Source organism: Citrobacter sp. A316 (genome assembly GCF_002042945.1).
GTDB lineage: Bacteria > Pseudomonadota > Gammaproteobacteria > Enterobacterales > Enterobacteriaceae > Citrobacter > Citrobacter portucalensis.
The window spans coordinates 338,449-355,213 of the sequence record NZ_MVFZ01000003.1; the positions used below are offsets into that span (position 1 = coordinate 338,449).

Annotated in this window: 17 protein-coding genes; 8 read left to right on the top strand and 9 right to left on the bottom strand. The window is 52.4% G+C overall.

Annotated features, from left to right (window positions below; all coding sequences use genetic code 11):
- Positions 1-106: 106 nt before the first annotated feature.
- On the top strand, positions 107-448 hold the full coding sequence (locus tag BZK41_RS05700; RefSeq protein WP_003020940.1) for a DUF1971 domain-containing protein: 342 nt from the start codon (positions 107-109) through the stop codon (positions 446-448).
- A 29-nt stretch (positions 449-477) separates the two neighbouring features.
- Here BZK41_RS05700 and BZK41_RS05705 read toward each other — a convergent pair whose 3' ends face one another.
- The 3 genes from BZK41_RS05705 to BZK41_RS05715 all read right to left on the bottom strand — a co-directional run bounded on the left by BZK41_RS05705 (position 478) and on the right by BZK41_RS05715 (position 2,039).
- On the bottom strand, positions 478-924 hold the full coding sequence (locus tag BZK41_RS05705; RefSeq protein ID WP_003020944.1) for a YcgN family cysteine cluster protein: 447 nt from the start codon (positions 922-924) through the stop codon (positions 478-480).
- 92 nt (positions 925-1,016) lie between these two features.
- Entirely contained in the window at positions 1,017-1,676 is a 660-nt protein-coding gene (locus tag BZK41_RS05710) for a fumarylacetoacetate hydrolase family protein (RefSeq protein ID WP_079937492.1), read from the bottom strand.
- A 69-nt stretch (positions 1,677-1,745) separates the two neighbouring features.
- The gene (locus tag BZK41_RS05715) at positions 1,746-2,039 is read right to left on the bottom strand and encodes a YcgL domain-containing protein (protein WP_079937493.1); all 294 of its coding nucleotides are present in this window, start codon (positions 2,037-2,039) and stop codon (positions 1,746-1,748) included.
- 126 nt (positions 2,040-2,165) lie between these two features.
- Between BZK41_RS05715 and minC the strand changes: the two genes are divergently transcribed.
- Genes minC through minE form a run of 3 tightly spaced genes read left to right on the top strand, consistent with a single transcriptional unit; the run spans position 2,166 to position 3,979 of the window.
- Complete coding sequence (gene minC / locus BZK41_RS05720) at positions 2,166-2,873, top strand: septum site-determining protein MinC (RefSeq protein WP_003833736.1); 708 nt, start codon at positions 2,166-2,168, stop codon at positions 2,871-2,873.
- A gap of 23 nt (positions 2,874-2,896) precedes the next feature.
- A complete protein-coding gene (gene minD, locus BZK41_RS05725; RefSeq protein ID WP_003020956.1) occupies positions 2,897-3,709 on the top strand; it encodes a septum site-determining protein MinD in 813 nt (270 codons plus the stop codon).
- A 3-nt stretch (positions 3,710-3,712) separates the two neighbouring features.
- Complete coding sequence (gene minE / locus BZK41_RS05730; protein ID WP_003833739.1) at positions 3,713-3,979, top strand: cell division topological specificity factor MinE; 267 nt, start codon at positions 3,713-3,715, stop codon at positions 3,977-3,979.
- A gap of 87 nt (positions 3,980-4,066) precedes the next feature.
- Here minE and BZK41_RS05735 read toward each other — a convergent pair whose 3' ends face one another.
- Positions 4,067-4,984 carry a LysR substrate-binding domain-containing protein gene (locus BZK41_RS05735; RefSeq protein WP_079937494.1) on the bottom strand — a complete coding sequence of 306 codons (918 nt, stop codon included), beginning with the start codon at positions 4,982-4,984 and terminating at the stop codon, positions 4,067-4,069.
- Between the two features lie 103 nt (positions 4,985-5,087).
- Here BZK41_RS05735 and dmlA point away from each other — a divergent pair, with 103 nt between their 5' ends.
- The 4 genes from dmlA (at position 5,088) to BZK41_RS05755 (ending at position 10,229) form a co-directional block, all read left to right on the top strand.
- Entirely contained in the window at positions 5,088-6,170 is a 1,083-nt protein-coding gene (gene dmlA / locus BZK41_RS05740) for a multifunctional D-malate/3-isopropylmalate/tartarate dehydrogenase (RefSeq protein WP_079937495.1), read from the top strand.
- A gap of 251 nt (positions 6,171-6,421) precedes the next feature.
- Positions 6,422-8,023: a BCCT family transporter gene (locus tag BZK41_RS05745; protein ID WP_079937496.1), complete on the top strand. Its 1,602-nt coding sequence runs from the start codon at positions 6,422-6,424 to the stop codon at positions 8,021-8,023.
- A gap of 45 nt (positions 8,024-8,068) precedes the next feature.
- Entirely contained in the window at positions 8,069-9,193 is a 1,125-nt protein-coding gene (gene yeaW / locus BZK41_RS05750) for a carnitine monooxygenase, oxygenase subunit YeaW (protein ID WP_079937497.1), read from the top strand.
- A gap of 70 nt (positions 9,194-9,263) precedes the next feature.
- The gene (locus BZK41_RS05755; RefSeq protein WP_079937498.1) at positions 9,264-10,229 is read left to right on the top strand and encodes a PDR/VanB family oxidoreductase; all 966 of its coding nucleotides are present in this window, start codon (positions 9,264-9,266) and stop codon (positions 10,227-10,229) included.
- Between the two features lie 49 nt (positions 10,230-10,278).
- Here the strand turns inward: BZK41_RS05755 and rnd are convergent, their stop codons facing one another.
- The 5 genes from rnd to BZK41_RS05780 all read right to left on the bottom strand — a co-directional run bounded on the left by rnd (position 10,279) and on the right by BZK41_RS05780 (position 16,713).
- A complete protein-coding gene (rnd, locus tag BZK41_RS05760) occupies positions 10,279-11,394 on the bottom strand; it encodes a ribonuclease D (RefSeq protein ID WP_079937499.1) in 1,116 nt (371 codons plus the stop codon).
- Positions 11,395-11,478: 84 nt separating this feature from the next.
- Entirely contained in the window at positions 11,479-13,164 is a 1,686-nt protein-coding gene (fadD, locus tag BZK41_RS05765) for a long-chain-fatty-acid--CoA ligase FadD (protein ID WP_003020970.1), read from the bottom strand.
- A 204-nt stretch (positions 13,165-13,368) separates the two neighbouring features.
- Entirely contained in the window at positions 13,369-13,953 is a 585-nt protein-coding gene (locus tag BZK41_RS05770) for a Slp family lipoprotein (protein ID WP_003020975.1), read from the bottom strand.
- Positions 13,954-14,048: 95 nt separating this feature from the next.
- The gene (gene tsaB / locus BZK41_RS05775) at positions 14,049-14,744 is read right to left on the bottom strand and encodes a tRNA (adenosine(37)-N6)-threonylcarbamoyltransferase complex dimerization subunit type 1 TsaB (RefSeq protein WP_079937500.1); all 696 of its coding nucleotides are present in this window, start codon (positions 14,742-14,744) and stop codon (positions 14,049-14,051) included.
- 58 nt (positions 14,745-14,802) lie between these two features.
- Positions 14,803-16,713: an ATP-dependent DNA helicase gene (locus tag BZK41_RS05780; RefSeq protein ID WP_079937501.1), complete on the bottom strand. Its 1,911-nt coding sequence runs from the start codon at positions 16,711-16,713 to the stop codon at positions 14,803-14,805.
- Positions 16,714-16,765: the final 52 nt, after the last annotated feature.

A 16,765-nucleotide genomic window follows, 5' to 3' on the forward strand; every position in this document is an offset into this window, starting at 1 on the left:
GACGCTCCTTCGGGAGCGTTTTTTTTGCCTTAAATTCATTGCCTGCTGGCATCTATAAGATGTATATTAAATACATCTTATAGATGCCAAACCAAGGAGATGTCTTATGTCCCATTTACGCATCCCGGCAAACTGGAAAGTTAAACGCTCTACTCCCTTCTTTACCAAAGACAATGTCCCCGCAGCACTTCTTTCTCACCATAACACCGCGGCAGGCGTTTTTGGCCAGCTTTGCGTGATGGAAGGTACAGTAACGTATTACGGCTTTGCCAATGAAGACGCAAAAGAACCTGAAGTGAAAGTGGTGATTAATGCCGGTCAGTTCGCGACCAGCCCGCCGCAGTACTGGCATCGCGTTGAATTAAGCGACGACGCGCAATTCAACATCAATTTCTGGGTTGAAGATGACAACCATGGAGATGAGATGTATCAGGCGAAAAAGTCTTAAGCCTTCACGCCTGCTAACTGATGGGCGGCTTAGTCCGCCCATGAAGGTTTGTTCAGAATATGGTCCTGCCAGTCACGCACTTCCGATTCTTTCACCGCAATATGACGTACTGAAATACGTTCACCGTGCATCGCCGCTTTGGATCCCGTCAGCAACGGATGCCACTCCGGCAGCCCTTTACCTTCCGCTAACAGACGATACGCACAGGTCATCGGCAGCCATTCAAAGGTAGGCAGATTGTCGCGCGTCAGTTTGATACAGTCAGGCTCGTACTCGAATCGGCGCTCGTAATTACGACACTGACAGGTTTTGATATTGAGCTGCTTACACGCGACGTTGGTAAAATAGATTTCGTCGGTGTCTTCATCCATCAGCTTATGCAGGCAGCATTGACCACACCCGTCACATAATGACTCCCACTCGGCATCGGTCATTTCATCCAGGGTTTTACTTTGCCAGAAAGGTATGTCGCTCATCAGGGTATCCGCTATTGCAATAAAGCTGCACCTTATAACCAGTCTGGCACGCTGATGCAAGTTTTGCCGCCCGAAAAGGCGGCAAGAAGAGATTACAGCACGCGTGTCGTCAGCGTTTGACCATGAAAACTGATGGCCAGCTCATCGCCGCTGTTTAACGGCCCAACGCCCGCTGGCGTCCCCGTCAACACAACATCGCCTGCTTTGAGGGTAAAGAAACGACTCATATAGGCAATCAAAGGAACGATTTGATGGATCATATCCGCCGTGGAGCCGTGCTGGCGTGTTTCACCGTTGACCGTTAATCCCAGTATCGTATTCTGGGGATCACCATTAAATTCCGCCACCGGAATAAACCCTGAAAGCGGGCAAGAGTTATCAAAGCCTTTCGCTTTTTCCCACGGTTGCCCCGCCTTCTTCATTTTGCCCTGAATATCACGCAGGGTCAGATCCAACGCGACGCCATAGCCCGCGATGGCTTTACGCACATGTTCTTCCGTCGCCTGACGTAGGGTCGCGCCAATCAGCACCGCCAGCTCAACCTCATGGTGAACCGAACCCATATCAGATGGGATCACCAGCGGCTGACGCAAATCGCACAGCGCGGTTTCCGGTTTGATAAATAACACCGGTTCTTCCGGAGGCATTCCGCCCATCTCTTTAATATGGTTGGCATAGTTACTCCCTACGCAAACCACCTTACTCACCGGATAATCCAGCAGAGCACCATGCCAGTTATGATGTTGATACATTATTTTCCCCTAACGTAGTTATCAATTTCAGGTACTGCATCGATGGGGCGTGCTGCTGCCGGATGCAGTTTAACGTTTAGCGTCTGGTGTATTTTGTTTCGCCGCGGCCAAGTGCTGTTTAAGTAAATCTTCTGGCGGCGCTGGTATTTGTAAATAATAGCCCTGCTCGGTGAGTGCCTGTTTTACTTTTTCCAGATCGGCATTAACCAGCTTTTTACGGCCATCAAGCGGCAACATCATTGCCAGCGTCGGCTGACCAAATCCTTTCATCAGTTCTTCAGGAACTCGCGAGAAATCGTCTTTTTTTTCGACATATAAATAGGTCTGGTCACGTTTACTGCTTCGGTAGATCACACAAAACATATCTTTTACTCTGAATTCACGGAATGGTGGCTTGCCTCAATATAATACTGACTATAACATGCCTTATAGTCTTCGGAATATCACCCCGCGCTGGGGATGATAAATAGCAAATTGAGTAAGGCCAGGATGTCAAACACGCCAATCGAGCTTAAAGGCAGTAGCTTCACCTTGTCAGTGGTTCATTTACATGAAGCAGAACCCGAGGTTATTCGTCAGGCGTTGGAAGACAAAATCGCGCAGGCACCTGCTTTTTTAAAACATGCTCCCGTCGTGGTTAACGTGAGTGGTCTTGAAAGCCCGGTAAACTGGTCAGCGCTGCAGAAAGTTGTCGCGTCTACCGGATTGCGCATTATCGGCGTTAGCGGATGCAAAGACGCCAGACTCAAGGCTGAAATCGACGAAATGGGTCTTCCTTTACTGACTGAGGGTAAAGAAAAAGCGATTCGTCCTGCGCCCGTTGAGGCCCCGGCTCCCGTCGCTCCGCCGCAAAACGTTACTCCCATCACAAAAACACGATTAATTAATGTGCCGGTTCGTTCCGGTCAGCGCATTTATGCACCACAATGTGATCTGATTGTTACAAGCCACGTCAGTGCAGGCGCAGAGCTTATCGCTGATGGCAATATTCATGTTTATGGAATGATGAGAGGCCGTGCGTTGGCAGGGGCAAGCGGTGACCGGGAAGCGCAAATTTTTTGTACCCATCTGACGGCAGAACTGGTGTCTATCGCAGGTGTTTATTGGCTGAGTGATAAAATCCCAGCAGAATTTTATGGCAAAGCGGCACGTCTGCAATTAGCAGAGAACGCTTTGACAGTTCAACCGTTGAATTGATCCCTTTTTAACAAGGAATTTCTATGGCACGCATTATTGTTGTTACTTCGGGTAAAGGGGGCGTTGGCAAAACCACCTCCAGCGCGGCCATCGCTACAGGTTTGGCCCAGAAGGGAAAGAAAACTGTCGTTATTGATTTTGATATCGGCCTGCGTAACCTCGATCTGATTATGGGTTGTGAGCGCCGCGTCGTTTACGACTTCGTCAACGTTATTCAGGGCGATGCGTCGTTAAATCAGGCGTTAATCAAAGATAAGCGCACCGAAAATCTCTTTATTCTTCCGGCCTCACAGACTCGCGATAAAGACGCGCTGACGCGTGAAGGCGTCGCGAAAGTTCTGGACGATCTAAAAACGATGGAATTCGACTTCATCGTCTGCGACTCTCCGGCGGGTATTGAAACCGGTGCGCTGATGGCCCTGTATTTTGCCGATGAAGCGATTATTACTACTAACCCGGAAGTCTCCTCTGTACGTGACTCTGACCGTATTCTGGGTATTCTGGCGTCGAAATCTCGTCGCGCGGAAAACGGTGAAGATCCAATTAAAGAGCATTTGCTGCTTACGCGCTACAACCCTGGCCGCGTAAATAAAGGTGACATGCTGAGCATGGAAGACGTACTGGAAATTCTGCGAATCAAGCTGGTTGGCGTGATTCCTGAAGATCAGTCAGTCCTGCGCGCGTCTAACCAGGGTGAGCCGGTTATTCTCGACATCAATGCTGATGCCGGTAAAGCCTATGCTGATACCGTAGACCGTCTGTTGGGAGAAGAACGTCCTTTCCGCTTCATTGAAGAAGAGAAGAAAGGTTTCCTCAAACGCCTGTTCGGAGGATAAGTTATGGCATTACTGGATTTTTTTCTCTCGCGGAAAAAGAGCACAGCGAACATCGCTAAAGAGCGACTGCAGATTATTGTTGCGGAACGTCGTCGTAGTGACGCCGAGCCACATTATTTACCGCAGCTGCGCAAGGATATTCTCGACGTTATCTGCAAGTATGTACAAATTGATCCTGAAATGGTCACCGTACAACTTGAACAAAAAGACGGCGATATCTCGATCCTCGAACTTAACGTGACATTACCTGAAGCAGAAGAGTCTAAATAAACTCTTTTGCCGCTAAATTATGGTTACGAAAAAGGCAGATTATTCTGCCTTTTATATTTTCTGTCTCTTGCCAACCTATAGCTCCTTTTATTCCAAAGTAAACTTCGGGTAGTTTTCGGCAAAATAGCGGCGCAAATACTCAACCGTAATACGGATTTTTGCCGACGTCGCCAGCCGAGAAACATATACTGCCCAAATATTCGCTGGTTGATAATACTCGGGAAGTATGTGTAACAAATGTCCACTGGCAATGTTGTCACAAACGTCCCACCACGACCGCAGGGCTATTCCCTGCCCATCAAGGCACCACTGATGCACCACTTCACCATGATTAGACGACAAAGGACCCGTAACTTTTATTGAGTGTGCGCCCTCTTTATTGCGCATTTGCCAGATACCAAACGGATGGTCGCGCTCTTTAATGACCAGACAAGGAAAAGTGGCAAGATCGTTTAGTTGTTTCGGCGCCCCATACTGCGCCACAAACTCCGGCGAGGCGCACAGAATACGGTAGTTAGTCGCCAGCTTGCGGGCAATCAGGTTCGGCGCGATATCATCCCCGATACGAATATCGAGATCGACGCCCTCATTGACCATATCTACCAGACGGTCTTCAACATCGAACCTCAGTTCTAACTGCGGGTACTCTTTTGCCAGCGCAGACAGCGCCGGAGCGACCACCCGGCGGCCAAAACCAAAGCTACTGATAATTCGTAGCATCCCCTGCGGGATCTGCCTGGCATCGGACAGCTCGTCCATCATCTGATCGACATCTTGCAGGATCCGCTGTGCCCATTCGTAAATCCGTTCCCCTTCTTCCGTGATGGTTACGCGCCGCGTTGTTCGGTGCAGCAGCACCACATTCAGCGTTTGCTCCAGCAGGGCAACTCGCTTACTGATAAAAGCCGGTGATACGCCCAGCTCTTCGGCAACGGCGGCAAATCCCGCACGACGTGCAACCAGCATAAAGACGCGTAAATCATTTAGCAGCGGCAGATTATTCATGATCTGTGTTTTATGTTTCACCAGTTAGGGGGATTAACTATTAATCAGTCAATTATAGGATACGGGGAAAGTCAATTTTGATGGCGTACAAGTGAGAGCTGCTATGAAGAAAACCTGTCGTATTGCCGCTATCCCCGGAGATGGCATTGGTAAAGAAGTCCTGCCTGAAGGCATTCAGGTATTGCAGGCAGCCGCCGAGCGTTGGGGGTTGTCACTCAGCTTTGAGCAAATGGAATGGGCCAGCTGCGAGTACTACGCCCATCATGGCAAGATGATGCCGGATGACTGGCATGAGCAGTTGCAATCCTTCGATGCTATCTATTTTGGTGCCGTTGGCTGGCCGGACACCGTACCGGACCACATCTCACTATGGGGTTCACTGCTTAAGTTTCGCCGCGAATTCGACCAGTACGTCAACCTGCGCCCGGTACGCCTGTTTCCGGGCGTCCCTTGCCCGCTGGCGGGCAAGCAGCCTGGTGACATTGATTTCTATGTGGTGCGCGAGAACACCGAGGGGGAATATTCTTCACTCGGCGGACGCGTGAACGAAGGTACCGAACACGAAGTGGTTATCCAGGAGTCGGTCTTCACCCGTCGCGGCGTGGATCGTATATTGCGTTACGCTTTCGAGCTGGCACAACATCGCCCGCGCAAAACCCTGACCTCGGCGACCAAATCCAACGGTCTGGCCATCAGCATGCCGTACTGGGACGAGCGCGTTGAAGCAATGGCGGCTAACTATCCCGAGATCCGTTGGGATAAACAACATATCGATATACTTTGCGCCCGCTTTGTGATGCAGCCGGAGCGTTTTGACGTCGTGGTTGCCTCCAACCTGTTTGGCGACATCCTCTCCGATCTCGGCCCGGCCTGTACCGGAACGATTGGTATTGCACCTTCTGCCAACCTGAACCCGGAACGCACCTTCCCGTCCCTGTTCGAGCCAGTACACGGTTCGGCCCCTGATATCTACGGCAAGAACATCGCCAACCCTATTGCCACTATCTGGGCTGGCGCCATGATGCTCGACTTCCTTGGCAACGGTGATGCCAACTATAAAGCAGCCCACGACGGTATTCTGGCGGCAATTGAACAGGTTATTGCCAGCGGCCCGAAAACGCCGGATATGAAAGGCAATGCAACCACGCAACAGGTGGGTGAAGCCATCTCTCTGGCACTACGTTAGAGGTCAAACCACGAAATATGAGCCGCGTCACTGACGCGGCTTTTTTATTTGTTTCATCGCGCCAATAACCTGCGCCAATTCACCTTTTATTATTTCCGTTCCGTGTTTTATTGCTTCACGCATCGAGCAATTGTTTAATTAATGTAAAGAACAAATAATAAAATTGTTAAATATAAAATCACTGATTCCCTACAGCATGATAACAACGACAGGCTAATGCCATACGCGGGCAACTGTGCCCAGGAGATCCCATGTTGAGCAACGTAAAGAAAAAAGACATGCCGCTGATAGCCATCAGCCTGGTGGCTATTCTTTTCATCGCCGCCACGCTTAGTCTCTTCCCTCAGCAGTCAGCACAAGTCGCAAATACCCTTTTTAACGGCGTTACCCGGATGCTGGGTTCCGCCGTGCAGATCCTCGTTCTGATGGCGATGGGTCTGGTCGTCTGGCTAGCCACCAGCAAATACGGCAACATTCGTCTGGGAGAAGGAAAAGCGGAATACAGCACGCTGTCCTGGCTGTTTATGTTTATTTGTGCCGGACTAGGCTCCTCCACGCTCTACTGGGGCGTTGCTGAGTGGGCCTATTATTACCAGACCCCGGGTCTGAATATTGCACCGCACTCGCAAAAAGCGCTGGAATACAGCTTACCCTACTCCTTTTTCCATTGGGGGATCAGCGCATGGGCAACCTACACTCTTGCTTCATTAACCATGGCCTACCACTTTCATGTGCGGAAAAACAAAGGGCTGAGCCTGTCCGGAATTATCGCAGCTATCACCGGTGTGCATCCGCAGGGCGTCTGGGGCCGCCTGGTTGATTTGATGTTCCTAATCGCCACAGTTGGTGCGTTAACCATCTCTCTGGTTGTCACCGCCGCCACTTTTACCCGCGGTTTGTCTGCCCTCACGGGTTTACCAGATAACTTTACCGTTCAGGCGTTTGTGATCCTGTTCTCTGGCGGTATTTTCTGCCTTAGCTCCTGGATTGGCATCAATAACGGTTTGCAGCGCCTGAGTAAAATGGTCGGTTGGGGGGCATTTTTACTGCCGCTGCTGGTGCTTATCGTTGGCCCGACCGAGTTCATCACCAATAACATCATCAATGCCATTGGCCTGACGACACAAAACTTTTTGCAGATGAGTCTATTCACCGACCCACTTGGCAACGGTGAATTCACCCGTAACTGGACGGTGTTCTACTGGTTATGGTGGATCTCCTACACCCCAGGCGTGGCGATGTTTGTCACTCGCGTGTCCCGTGGTCGCAAAATCAAAGAGGTTATCTGGGCGTTAATCCTCGGCAGTACCGTTGGCTGCTGGTTCTTCTTTGGCGTGATGGAAAGCTACTCCATTCACCAGTTTGTGAACGGTGTAATCGACGTACCACAGGTTATGGCGACATTGGGCGGCGAAACGGCCGTACAGCAAGTGTTGATGTCGTTGCCTGCCGGGAAACTGTTCCTGGTGGCGTATCTGGCGATCATGATTATTTTTCTCGCCTCGCATATGGATGCTGTCGCTTACACCATGGCGGCCACCAGTACGCGCAACCTGCAGGAAGGAGAAGATCCGCAGCGTAGCTTACGTCTGTTCTGGTGTGTGGTCATCACCCTAATCCCATTATCGATTTTGTTCACCGGCGCATCCCTTGAAACCATGAAGACCACGGTGGTTCTGACCGCACTTCCCTTCCTCGCCATTCTGTTGGTGAAGGTCGGCGGTTTTCTTCGCTGGGTACGGCAGGACTATGCCCACGTTCCTGCGCATCAGATTGAAAATCATCTTCCCGAAGCGCCAGTTAACGCCCCCGTAGCGCCACCGGCCGGGGCATTACTCAAAGGCGACAATTAATCGTCAGTACAAAAATCCTCTTACTCACAAATTAAAGGTATTCCAATGAGCAATCTGAGCCCTGAGTTTATTCTGCCGCAAAATTTCTGTGCCAACCCGCAGGACGCCTGGACTATCCCGGCCCGATTCTATACCGACCATCAGGCCTTTGAACACGAACAGGAGAAAGTATTCGCTAAAAGCTGGATTTGCGTCGCCCACAGCAGCGAACTGGCGAAACCCAATGATTATGTTACGCGTGAAGTGATTGGCGAGAACATTGTGCTGGTACGTGGTCGAGATAACGTGCTGCGCGCATTCTACAACGTCTGTCCGCATCGCGGTCATCAGCTGTTGAGCGGCGAAGGGAAAGCGAAAAATGTGATTACCTGCCCTTACCACGCATGGGCGTTCAAACTTGACGGCAATCTGGCGCATGCGCGTAACTGCGAAAACGTCGCCAACTTCGACAGCGAAAAAGCGCACCTTACGCCGGTTCGTCTGGAAGAATATGCCGGATTCGTGTTTATCAACATGGATCCGCACGCGGGCAGTGTAGAAGAACAACTCCCTGGCCTTGCGGACAAAGTTATCGAAGCCTGCCCAGACGTGCATGACCTGAAACTGGCTGCACGCTTTACAACTCGTACCCCAGCCAACTGGAAGAATATTGTTGATAACTATCTGGAGTGCTACCACTGCGGCCCGGCTCACCCAGGTTTTTCCGACTCGGTTCAGGTTGACCGTTACTGGCACACCATGCACGGCAACTGGACGCTGCAATACGGTTTAGCCAAACCCTCAGAGCAGTCATTTAAGTTCGAAGAAGGGGTTGATGCCGCCTTTCACGGTTTCTGGCTGTGGCCGTGCACCATGCTCAACGTAACGCCCATCAAAGGCATGATGACCGTTATCTACGAATTCCCGGTGGATGCGGAAACTACCCTGCAAAACTATGACATCTACTTTACGAATGAAGAACTGACCGAAGAACAGAAACAATTGATCGAATGGTATCGCAACGTCTTTCGTCCTGAAGATTTACGTCTGGTTGAAAGCGTACAAAAAGGATTGAAATCACGCGGGTATCGCGGTCAGGGCCGCATTATGGCGGACACCAGCGGTAGCGGTATCTCCGAACATGGCATTGCTCATTTCCATAATCTGGTCGCCCAGGTGTTTCAGGGATAACCAGGGCTGTAACGACAGGTTCCGGCGCGTCGTTGAACTGCGCCGGACAGGTTTTTTAGGGAGTACCGCAATGTCTGATTATCAAATGCAAGAAGTCCGGGTCAGCCAGATTGAAACGATTACCGCGCAGGTAAAACGCTTCACCTTAACGGCGATCTCAGGCCAGCCGTTGCCCGCGTTTCAGGGTGGCAGTCATATTATCGTGCAGATGCGCAATGGTGAGAATTCGTACAGCAATGCATACTCGTTGATGAGCTCACCACTCGATACAAGCACCTGGCAAATCGCCGTAAGACTGGAGGAGGCGTCCAAAGGCGGCTCACGATATCTGCATCAAAACGTGAAACCCGGTGACACGCTCACGATCTCCACACCAAACAATCTGTTCGCCCTCGCCCCTCAGGCACAGAAACATCTTTTGATTGCTGGAGGTATCGGCATCACACCGTTTTTATCGCAGATCCCGGAACTAGAACACTCTCAGGCTGAGTGGCAACTGCATTATTGCTCTCCCAGCCAGGACGACTGCGCGTTTTATGACGAACTCCTGCAGCACCCCAGCGCCGATCGCATTCATCTGCATCTGTCCAGTGCAGGCACCCGCCTTGATTTATCTCGCCTGATGGCTGATGTTGAACCCGGCACACATATTTACACCTGCGGGCCAGCAGTGCTCAACGATGCCGTCAGAGAAGCGGCTTCCCTCCATGGACTGGACAGCAATACGCTACATTTCGAACAATTTGCGCTGGAAGATAAGAGCGGTGATGCCTTTACCCTGGTTCTGGCGCGTTCCGGACGCGAGTTTGTGGTCCCGGAAGAGATGACCATTTTGCAGGTTATCGAAAATAACAAAGCCGCGCGCGTTGAGTGCCTGTGCCGGGAAGGTGTTTGCGGCACCTGTGAAACGACGATTCTTGAAGGAGAAGCGGATCACCGCGATCAGTATTTCAGCGACGACGAGAAAGCCAGCCAGCAAAGCATGCTCATCTGCTGTTCGCGCGCTAAAGGTAAGCGCCTGGTGCTTGATTTGTAACGTTGCGCAGGCCGGGTCAGCAATGGCGCAACCCGGCGAGCCTGGTGACTTACTGGGGGTATTCCTGCAGCAGTGCGTTGAGGCGATCGGACATCAGTTCGCCACGCCAACCGGAAATCAGTTCCGGCAGAGTCTGCTGCGGCTTTAATTTCCAGTGCCAGTTGAGTAGCTGGTTGATCTGACGACGTGAAGCCAACAGTTCGACGCTAAGATTTTGTTCCGCGCTAACTTCAGCAACCAACGCCTTGATGGCTTTGAACGCCTTGCGATACCCTGGCATATCCATCAAATTTAGCAGCGGCTGCGGCAGCGACTCTTCCGGTAAAGCCTGCGCATTTTCTACCAGAGAAATCAGCGTTTTGCCGTGGAAGCGAATTTCGCTCCCCGAAAGGCCGAGGCTGTCCAGCTCCCCCAGACTACCTGGCATATAACGAGCGACCGACCACAGGTGTTCTTCACGCACCACAAAGTTCACCGCCAGATCACGCTCACGTGCTTTACGCAGTCGCCAGTCAGCAAGCAGTTGCAGACAGGCCAACTGACGGGTACGCAGTTGCCAGGCGTTGGTGATGTCGCGCCAGGCATCCTCAGGTGCCAGGATTTCCTGGCGACGCTGCTGCATTAAGCGGCATTCGTCCAGCGCGGCTGGCAGCCAGCCGCTGACTTCAGTTTCGACCATCAGTTTTGTGGTGATCGGTAACAGATACCAGACATCAGCCGCCGCGTACTCACACTGACGCTCGGTCAGCGGTCTGGCCAGCCAGTCGGTGCGGGATTCGCTTTTGTCCAGCACCACCCCCGTAAACTCTTCCACCATCGCGGCAAAACCCCACGACAGCGGACGGCCGCAAAAAGCAGCCAGAATTTGTGTATCAATCAACGGCTGCGGCAGTTCGCCAAAAGCGTTGAGAAACACTTCCAGATCTTCGCTACCTGCATGCAGGAATTTGGTGATGGCAGTATCACGCAGAATATTGCGCAGCGGCGACCAGTCGGTGATCCCCTGCGGATCAATCAGAGCAACGTGTTTGCCATCAAACAGCTGGATCAGCCCCAACTGCGGATAATAGGTACGCGTGCGAACAAATTCTGTATCCAGGGCTATCGCCGGAAATTCACGGACGGCTTCGCACAGCGTGGCCAACGCGTCGTCCGTGGTGATCATTTGATAATTCAAATCGTGCTCTCTTAGGTTTGCGCCAAAAAAAACGCCGGATTACCCGGCGTTTTCTGCTGGCTGACTTAACGCTCAGCCTTTATTGTCCACTTTGGCGCGCGCTTCGTCACGTAATTCTCGTCGCAAAATTTTACCGACGTTAGATTTCGGCAACTCATCGCGAAACTCCACCAGCTTCGGTACTTTATAGCCCGTCAGGTGACGACGACAAAAAGTGACCAGCGCTTCATCGGTTAACGAGGCATCTTTCTTCACCACGAAAATTTTCACCGCTTCACCGCTGCTACCTGACGGAACACCAACTGCAGCCACTTCCTGCACGCCAGGATGTTGCATAACCACGTCTTCAATTTCGTTCGGATAGACGTTAAAGCCGGACACCAGAATCATGTCCTTCTTGCGATCGACAATACGCAGGAAGCCTTCATCATCCATCACCGCAATATCTCCGGTGTGCAGCCAGCCGTCTTTGACTATTTCGTCAGTGGCGTCTGGTCGCTGCCAGTAGCCCAGCATCACCTGCGGGCCCTTCACGCACAGTTCCCCCGGTTCTCCCGGCGGCACTTCGTTGTCGTCGTCGTCCACCAGCTTGACCTCGGTGGAAGGCACCGGTAACCCGATACTGCCACTGTGATAGTCAATATCATGAGGGTTGACGCTTACCAGCGGCGCGCACTCCGTCAGGCCGTAGCCTTCCAGCAGATACTGACCCGTCAGCTTCACCCAACGTTCAGCTACCGCCTGTTGAACCGGCATTCCGCCGCCTGCCGAGAGGTGCAGTGAAGAGAAATCCAGTTGCTGGAACTCTTTGTTATTCAGCAGCGCGTTAAACAGCGTATTGACGCCGGTCATCGCGGTAAACGGATACTTAGCCAGCTCTTTTACCAGCCCCGGAATATCACGCGGGTTAGTAATCAGCAAGTTTTGACCACCCAGCTCAATAAACAGCAGGCAGTTCATTGTTAACGCAAAAATGTGATACAGCGGTAGGGCCGTCACCACCAGTTCTTTACCCGGATGCAGCAATGGGCCATAGGTGGCATTAACCTGTTCCAGGTTAGCCAGCATATTGCGGTGTGTAAGCATCGCGCCTTTCGCCACGCCAGTTGTCCCGCCCGTATATTGCAGAAACGCCAAATCTTCCGACACCACTTCGGGCTTCACATACTGCATGCGATAACCGTTTTGCAGCGCACTGCGAAACGAGATGGCATCTGGCAGGTGATATTTCGGCACCAGGCGCTTGATATACTTGACGACGAAGTTAACCAGCGTACCTTTGGCGGTCGACAGCTGATCGCCCATACGCGTCAGGATCACGTGTTGCACAGACGTTTTGTCGACTACTTTTTCCAGCGTGTGGGCAAAGTTAGATACGATGACAATCGCCGACGCGCCGCTATCGTTGAGCTGATGTTCCAGCTCACGAGGCGTATACAGCGGGTTCACGTTCACGACGATCATGCCGGCACGTAAAATCCCAAACAGTGCGACCGGATATTGCAGCAGATTCGGCATCATCAGCGCGACGCGATCGCCCTTTTTCAGCCCGAGCCCCTGTTGCAAATAAGCTGCAAACGCACGGCTACGCTCTTCAAGCTTACGGAAGGTCATCACCTCCCCCATGTTTACAAACGCGGGCTGATCGGCATACCGTCTTACTGAGTGTTCAAAGAGTTCCACCAGGGATTGATAACGGTCAGGATTGATCTCCGCAGGAACACCAGCGGGATAACGGTTAAGCCAAACCTTTTTCAATACATCACCTCTAAAATGCGTATTCGTCGTCATCACAACCCCAGATAATAAACAAATTGTTAACATAATATTAACTCAGCGTACCAGTTTGTTTATTACACAACGACAAGGTTGCGAAGCACGTCACTATTTATTTTTCTTATATCCACGTTAATGCAGAAACAGCGGACGAGCCGCTGTTTCTTTTACCAATAAAACAAAGAGTTACTCTGTTACTATGGTCTGAACCTGTGCCGGACCGGGATTGTACCAGCCCCATCCGCCGTAGCCACCGTAGGGCCAGCCACGCGCACCGTAGAACCAGGGGTCGATAGGCTGAGGCGGCATGACAATCTGCTGAGTAATATGCCAGCGTTTATAACCGGTTACCTGCATCAGCATGAATTTATACGGCGTATTACCGATTTTTCCGTCCACTGTACCGCTAATCGGACCGACGACGGTGACCAGTTGCCCGCGAAAGTCCACCGGGTCGAGGAAGCCATTCACATCAGCATAAATCCGCCCACGAGAGGCTTCACCCAGCACAGGACGTGCACCACTATCGAGCGGAACGGTGGCAATTTCCAGACGGGATTTTCCCTGCTGGTTCTGAATATCCACCACTTTGCCACCGAAACGCGCTTCCTGCCCGACATACAGCTGCGGCGCATTCATCACCCGCACCAGATCCTGCTGCGGCATCGGGCTCGAACCTTTAATTGCATCCGGGATGGTGACGCAGCCACTAAGCATTAACGCTAAGGCCCCCGCCAACACACCTTTCAATAACTGCTTTTGCACCGCCATATTGCGACTCCCTTTTCTTAGCTTCTGCCCCGGCCTGTTCACAATGCTGTGCACTGACGTCGATGAAAATTAACCGGGGGATGTACTACTAAGATTCATTCTTTACCGGGAAGTTTCTTCCACGCCACGGTGTTACGTAAATAAACCGGTTCAGCGTGTTCGACCGCTACGGTCTTACCCGCTGCCAGCATTTGCGTGGCGACTGGCAGCATATCTTCAGCCGCAGGAAGCAGCACGTCACCATCGCTAAGCGTCAGACCGCTGTCTTTACCAAGCTCAGGCCAGGCCGGCCACCCCGTCCCGACAGTTACCCACTCGCCAGACAGCTGCAGTAAACGCGCATGCACCTGCTCGGGGGTCAACACCGCTTCGGTTTCTTCACCGTGCCAGTTACCGTTGTCATCACGCTGGTATTCGGCCCAGTAGACTTCGCCCATTCGCGCGTCAATCGCCGCCAGTACGCGAGTCGCGCCCGACTTACGCCAGGCGCCCTGCGCCATGGTCGCCAGGGTGGAGACGCCGATCATCGGTAGGTTTGCGCCTAACGCCAGCCCCTGAGCAATGCCAATACCGATACGCACGCCGGTGAAACTACCGGGACCGCGGCCAAACGCCAGGGCGTCGATATCGGTTAACGTGAGATCGCCAGCGGCCAGGATTTCCTGAACCATCGGTAAAATTCGTTGGGTATGTTCTCGTGGGCAAAGCTCAAAGTGAGCCTTGATAGTACCGTCATTCCACAGGGCAACAGAGCACGCCTCTGTGGCGGTATCGATAGCCAGAATTCGCATGGGTGTTTGTGATCAGATCAATAAATTTGGCGCGCATCTTACCACACTCCGTAACAAATTACTCAGTCGTTGGTATGGCAAGAAAGCGAACCGCGCGAGCAATGTCACGCGTCCGCGGCGCAGGTGGAAGACTCGCCAGGAAAGTGGCGCCGTATGGCCGCATAACCAGACGATTGTCGCAAATCACCAGCACGCCGCGATCGTCAGCATCACGTATCAGACGCCCTACCCCCTGCTTCAGGGTGATTACCGCATCCGGCAACTGGACGTCTTCAAACGGATCGCCGCCGCGCAGTCGACAATCCTCCATTCGGGCTTTTAATAGCGGATCGTCCGGCGAGGTAAACGGCAGTTTATCGATTATCACCAGCGACAGCGTATCGCCGCGCACGTCCACGCCTTCCCAGAAGCTGCTGGTGGCAACCAATAGCGCATTACCTGCGTTGACAAACTGCTGTAGCAGTTGTCCTTTGCTGGTTTCGCCCTGCAGCAGTACGGGAAGCGTCATGGTGGCGCGGAATTGTTCTGCCAGATCGCGCATCATCGCGTGCGAAGTACACAGCATAAAGCAGCGACCGTTGTTCGCTTCGATAATAGGTCGCAGCATAGATGCTAACTGGCGCGCAGCCCCCGGCTGGTTGGTTTGCGGAAGATTACGCGGCACGCACAGCAGCGCCTGGCGCGTGTAATCAAAAGGGCTCGGCAGCAGCATAGACTCGGCATCTTCAATACCCAGTCGCGCGGTGAAATGATGAAGATCGTCGTTTACCGACAGCGTCGCGGAAGTAAAAATCCAGCAGCCCGGCTTTTGTTCCATCACTTCTTTGAATTTATCCGCCACCGTAAGCGGCGTCAGCGCGAGGGTGAAATGGCGGGAGGTGCATTCATACCAGTAGCTGAAGCCTGGCTGGTTGATCTCTTTCAGGCGCTTCAGACGCGCACGATAAAGCGTGGCGCGCTCAAACGCGGCATCCAGCAACGCCGAACGACCAAGAGACAGCTTTGCCACGTCATAACACAGCTCCAGCGTGTCATCGAGCAGCAAAAACGCGCGCTGTACGCGCTGGTCGGCCAGCAGTTCCCGCAGATTTCCGCGATAGCCCGGCTCACCAAGCTGTAAGCGGAAGTCCTGAGCACTTTGCGCAAGACGATCGGCGCACTTTTGCAACTGCTGAGTGTCTTTCAGCTCGGTGCGATAGGCAATGGTGATGTCTTTCGCCAGGTCTAACAGCTGGCGACTGGAGAGCGATTGACCAAAGTACTGGCTGGCGATATCCGGTAACTGATGCGCTTCATCGAAGATCATCACATCAGCTTCCGGGATCAGTTCGCCAAACCCGCTCTCTTTTACCACCATATCGGCGAGAAACAGATGATGGTTAACCACGACAACATCCGCATCCATCGCTTTTTTACGCGCTTTAACGACAAAACACTCTTTATACAGCGGGCAGTCGCTGCCCAGACAGTTGTCATTAGTGCTGGTCACCAGCGGCCAGGCCTGAGAGTCTTCCGCCACGCTGACGCAGGTGCTGATGTCGCCATCAAGGGTTTGATTTGACCATGAGCGCAGAAGGATGACGTCGCTTAAGGTTTGGACCGGCAGGTCGCCGCCTGCCAGTGCCTGTTGTTCAAGACGCTCAAGGCACAGATAGTTTGAACGCCCTTTCAGCAGTGCCAGTTTACCGGTGAATTCCAGCGCTTTCGCCACGGTCGGAAGATCGCGGCTGTAAAGCTGATCCTGCAACGCCTTCGAGCCCGTGGAGACAATGACCTTCTTTCCGGCGCGTAGTGCAGGGGCAAGATAAGCGTAGGTTTTACCCGTTCCGGTTCCGGCTTCTACCACAAGCGGTTGTGATTTTTCGATAGCATGACTGACCGCGAAAGCCATCTGCCGCTGTGGTTCACGCGGTTTAAAACCCGGTATCGCTTTAGCTAACTGACCGTCTGCTGCAAAATCGTCCGTCACACTGCCCCCTGTTCATTTGAACAGGGATTATGTCAGGCCAGCGGGTCTTTCG